The sequence below is a fragment of the Actinospineispora eucalypti genome (genome assembly GCF_039543365.1).
In the GTDB taxonomy this organism is placed as follows: domain Bacteria; phylum Actinomycetota; class Actinomycetes; order Mycobacteriales; family Pseudonocardiaceae; genus Pseudonocardia; species Pseudonocardia eucalypti.
On sequence record NZ_BAABJP010000052.1, the window covers coordinates 256,341 to 259,641 of the forward strand.

Consider the following 3,301-nt stretch of genomic DNA (forward strand, 5'->3'; position numbering starts at 1 on the left):
CTCCGGGTTGACAACAGCAGTGCCGCGGTGTCAGCCACACTCAATTCAAGTTGAGCAATATCGTGGCGGCGCAACTATTGTTTCGTCAAGGGGTCTTCACGGCTCGGACAAAGCCTCACGCGGCAGGGTGAACGACTCGGCGATCCAGGGCAGGGCGCGGTCCAGTCGGTCCGCGTCGGGGACGCCACCGGCCTCCTCCGGGATCAGCACCGAGACCACCCGCTTGCGATGCGCAAGTATTGTTGCGTGAAATCGATTGCCAGGAGAGGGGGATTGCCGGCTTGAGCGCACCGACGAGCTATGCCGAGTTACGTTCGGCCCTTCAGGAGCGGATGGACGGCTTCGCGTCCGGTCAGCGGCGCATCGCCACCGTGCTGCTCACCGACCCCGGCGGCACCGCGTTCCGCAGCATCGCCGACATGGCCAAGGTGGCCGACGTGCACCAGTCCTCGCTGGTCAGGTTCGCCTCGACGCTCGGACTGAAGGGGTATCCGGCGCTGGTCGCGCTCTGCCGGGACCACCTGGCCGAGGAGGCGCAGTTGGTCAGCCGGTTCGGCCGCGCAATGGAACAGTTCGAATCCGGCGGCCTGCTGTCCACCGCGGTCGAGCACGAGGAACGCAACCTGCGGCGCACCTTCACCCGCATCGACCCGGAGCAGTGGGAGCGCACCGTCGCGCTGCTCGCCGAGGCCGACCGGGTGTACGTGATGGGCCTGCGCAAGTGCCTGCCGATCGCGCAGCTGATGGCCTACCTGCTGCGGATGGTGCGGCCCGGGGTGACCCAGGTGGCCCCGCTGGCCGGCGCGCTGGTGGACGAGATGCGCGACCTTCGGCCGGACGACGTGTTCGTGGCGATCTCCATCCAGCGGTACACGGCCGACACGGTTCGGGTGTTCACCGAGGCCAAGCGGCGCGGGCTGCGCACCGTCGCGTTCACCGACACGGCCGCCTCCCCGCTGGCCCGGATCGCGGACGTGACCTTCCTGGTCGACTGCGAGGGCGTGACGATCCTGCGCTCGGTGACCTCCTTCATCTCACTGGTGCAGACGCTCGCCACGGCGGTCGCGCTGCAACGCGGCACCCGCAGCCGCGACCAGTTGTTCACCGACGAACGCATGCTCTCCGAATTCTCCGTCTACGCCACATGACCGCTCTCGCCGGCGACCGGCCGATAAGCCGCTCGCGCACGGTTCGTGTACGCCGAGCACAGGTTGCGCCATGTGCGCGGCGTACGGAACCTGTGCTCGACCGGGGGAGCACCGTGCGATCACGTCATACCTGAAATTCTGTATCCGGAAGCTTGTTCGATAAGGGATGGACGTCCGATCTTTTTCCGAATCTTTGAAATGTACACATGCAACACCGCCGTGGCCTCACCGGTGGAACGCCCCAACGCCTGGGCTATCAAGCGGTCCTTGTCACAGAGCCTGCCGCGTTCCCCCGCAATTACCGCAAGGACCGAGAACTCCGTATCGGTGAGCCGTACCTCAGCGCCGTCAACGGTGACGAGGCGCTTCTTGAGATCGATCACAACGTCGCCGGCTCGGACTACCCCGTTCGGGGCCGCATCGGCCGATGGCCGCCGGACTACCTCAACAATTCTCGCAGCAAGTTCCTCCGTTCCCCGTGACGCGAGAATATGCCCGTCCACCTGGGGACGGACGCGATCGTTGTCGATCAGTGCAAGCACCGGTATCCCGCTCACGGCGCGTATCGCCGACACCATTGCGACGTGATCCTCGGTGGGCGATACGAAGCTCACGATTGCCACGTCACACTTCCTGACCGCGTCGAACACCAAGCCTGTCGACCGAGAACGGAGGGTCCTCATTCCGCATTTCGACAGCGCCTGGGCTATCCGCTCGCTGTTGCGCCGGTCATCCTCGACCAGGAACACGTTAATCACGGGCCGGGGGCTCATCGCGGCAGCCCGCTTTCTTGGCTGACCGCCAGGAATTGCCCCAAGAAGGCGGCCAACAGCCCCGGGCCGACACAAATGGTGGCGACCTCGTGATCCAGGGTGACCACACCGACAAGGCGGCCGTCCTGATCCACTACCGGTGAGCCGCTGGCGCCGGGGCCGAGCAGCAGGCGCACGGCGAAATCGGCGTCATCGGCTCCGGTGACCGGACCCCGGGTGATGCTCCACTGCCCGCCGGGGTAACCAGGCACCACCACGTGCTCACCCACCTCGACCGGGCGCTCGCGCGGTTGCAGCGGCGGAGCGTTCAGCCCGGGCACCGCCAGCAGCGCAAGGTCGACGGTGCCCAGGGCGTCGACGGTGTCGCCGACCATTGCCTGGGCTCGCCACAGCGAGCGGCTGGCCTGTTCGTGTACTCGCTGGTAGTCGGTCAAGGGCAGGGTGGCGACGTCACACACGACCAGCCCCGGATCGCAACCCAAACGCAAAGTTGCCGGGTCTTCCCACGCGATGACGTGCAGCGCGGTGAGTGCGAGTCCTTCGGACACCGCGGTGGCGGTGCCGATGGCACCGTTCCGGTTACGCACCGGCAGAACGCTTCGGCGCAGGCGGCGGGGGGTGGGCTTCATGCCGTCACCGCCGGAATGGGATAGAGGTTGACCAGCTGATGGCCGCCGCGGTGCCGGTTGGTGACGAGCTCGATCCGGTTGGTTGCCGGTTCGGTGGCGATCGCCTCGGTGAAGCTGGCCCGGTGGATGCTGAATCCTCGGCCGAGGCGGCTGGTCGATCCGTGCCGCCAGCCCTCGGCGATCAGCTCGAACAACAGCCGGGTGGGGTCGGATGCGGCCACGAGCCAGTTGCCGGCCATCAAGGTCAACCGGCAGATCGTGTAGGCCAGCTCTCCGGCGCCAAGAGTGCCCGCACGCTCGTCCTCGGGTACCGGGCCGACGTGCTGACCGCTGATCAACAGCGGTGGCCGCAACCCGTGCCCGGGCAGCCGCAACACCATCCGGCCGTTGCGATGGACGGCCTCGAAACCGGTTGCCATCGGCTGCCGAGGCAGGCAGTACAGCACCGGCCCGGCGCCGCTCTCACAAATGCCGAGGTGCAGGGCGTACTTGACCGCGGTCCGCAGTTCGACCGCCGGGACTCCCAGGGTGTGCGACAACCAGGACAGCGACGCGCAGTCCAGGTCGTGCTCGGCCAGCGTCTGACGCAGCAGATCCGCCAACCGCAGGTAGTTCAATGCCGGGTGCCGATGCACCGGGCGAGCGAGAGTGGTGAAAGAAGACACTTCGGGTCCTTTTCTCGATGGGTTTCGGGGGTTTCGGGGGTTGCGAACACGCATCGAGAGCGGAGGCGGACCGCGGGCGCGCATGG

General features: G+C 66.9%; 4 protein-coding genes. 1 reads left to right on the forward strand and 3 read right to left on the reverse strand.

Annotated features, from left to right (window positions below):
* The first annotated feature begins 281 nt into the window (after positions 1-281).
* Positions 282-1,148 carry a MurR/RpiR family transcriptional regulator gene (locus ABEB12_RS35930; RefSeq protein WP_345703440.1) on the forward strand — a complete coding sequence of 289 codons (867 nt, stop codon included), beginning with the start codon at positions 282-284 and terminating at the stop codon, positions 1,146-1,148.
* A 119-nt stretch (positions 1,149-1,267) separates the two neighbouring features.
* Here ABEB12_RS35930 and ABEB12_RS35935 read toward each other — a convergent pair whose 3' ends face one another.
* Genes ABEB12_RS35935 through ABEB12_RS35945 form a run of 3 tightly spaced genes read right to left on the reverse strand, consistent with a single transcriptional unit; the run spans position 1,268 to position 3,215 of the window.
* Complete coding sequence (locus ABEB12_RS35935) at positions 1,268-1,906, reverse strand: winged helix-turn-helix domain-containing protein (protein WP_185063154.1); 639 nt, start codon at positions 1,904-1,906, stop codon at positions 1,268-1,270.
* Positions 1,907-1,917: 11 nt separating this feature from the next.
* Complete coding sequence (locus ABEB12_RS35940; RefSeq protein WP_185063153.1) at positions 1,918-2,550, reverse strand: trypsin-like peptidase domain-containing protein; 633 nt, start codon at positions 2,548-2,550, stop codon at positions 1,918-1,920.
* Entirely contained in the window at positions 2,547-3,215 is a 669-nt protein-coding gene (locus ABEB12_RS35945) for a hypothetical protein (protein WP_185063152.1), read from the reverse strand. Before ABEB12_RS35945 ends, ABEB12_RS35940 begins: the two co-directional genes overlap by 4 nt.
* Positions 3,216-3,301 lie beyond the last annotated feature (86 nt).

Coding starts and splice junctions, on each gene's coding strand:
- ABEB12_RS35940 (WP_185063153.1), bottom strand. CDS start 2,550: ATGAAGCCCACCCCCCGCCGCCTGCGCCGAAGCGTTCTGCCGGTGCGT.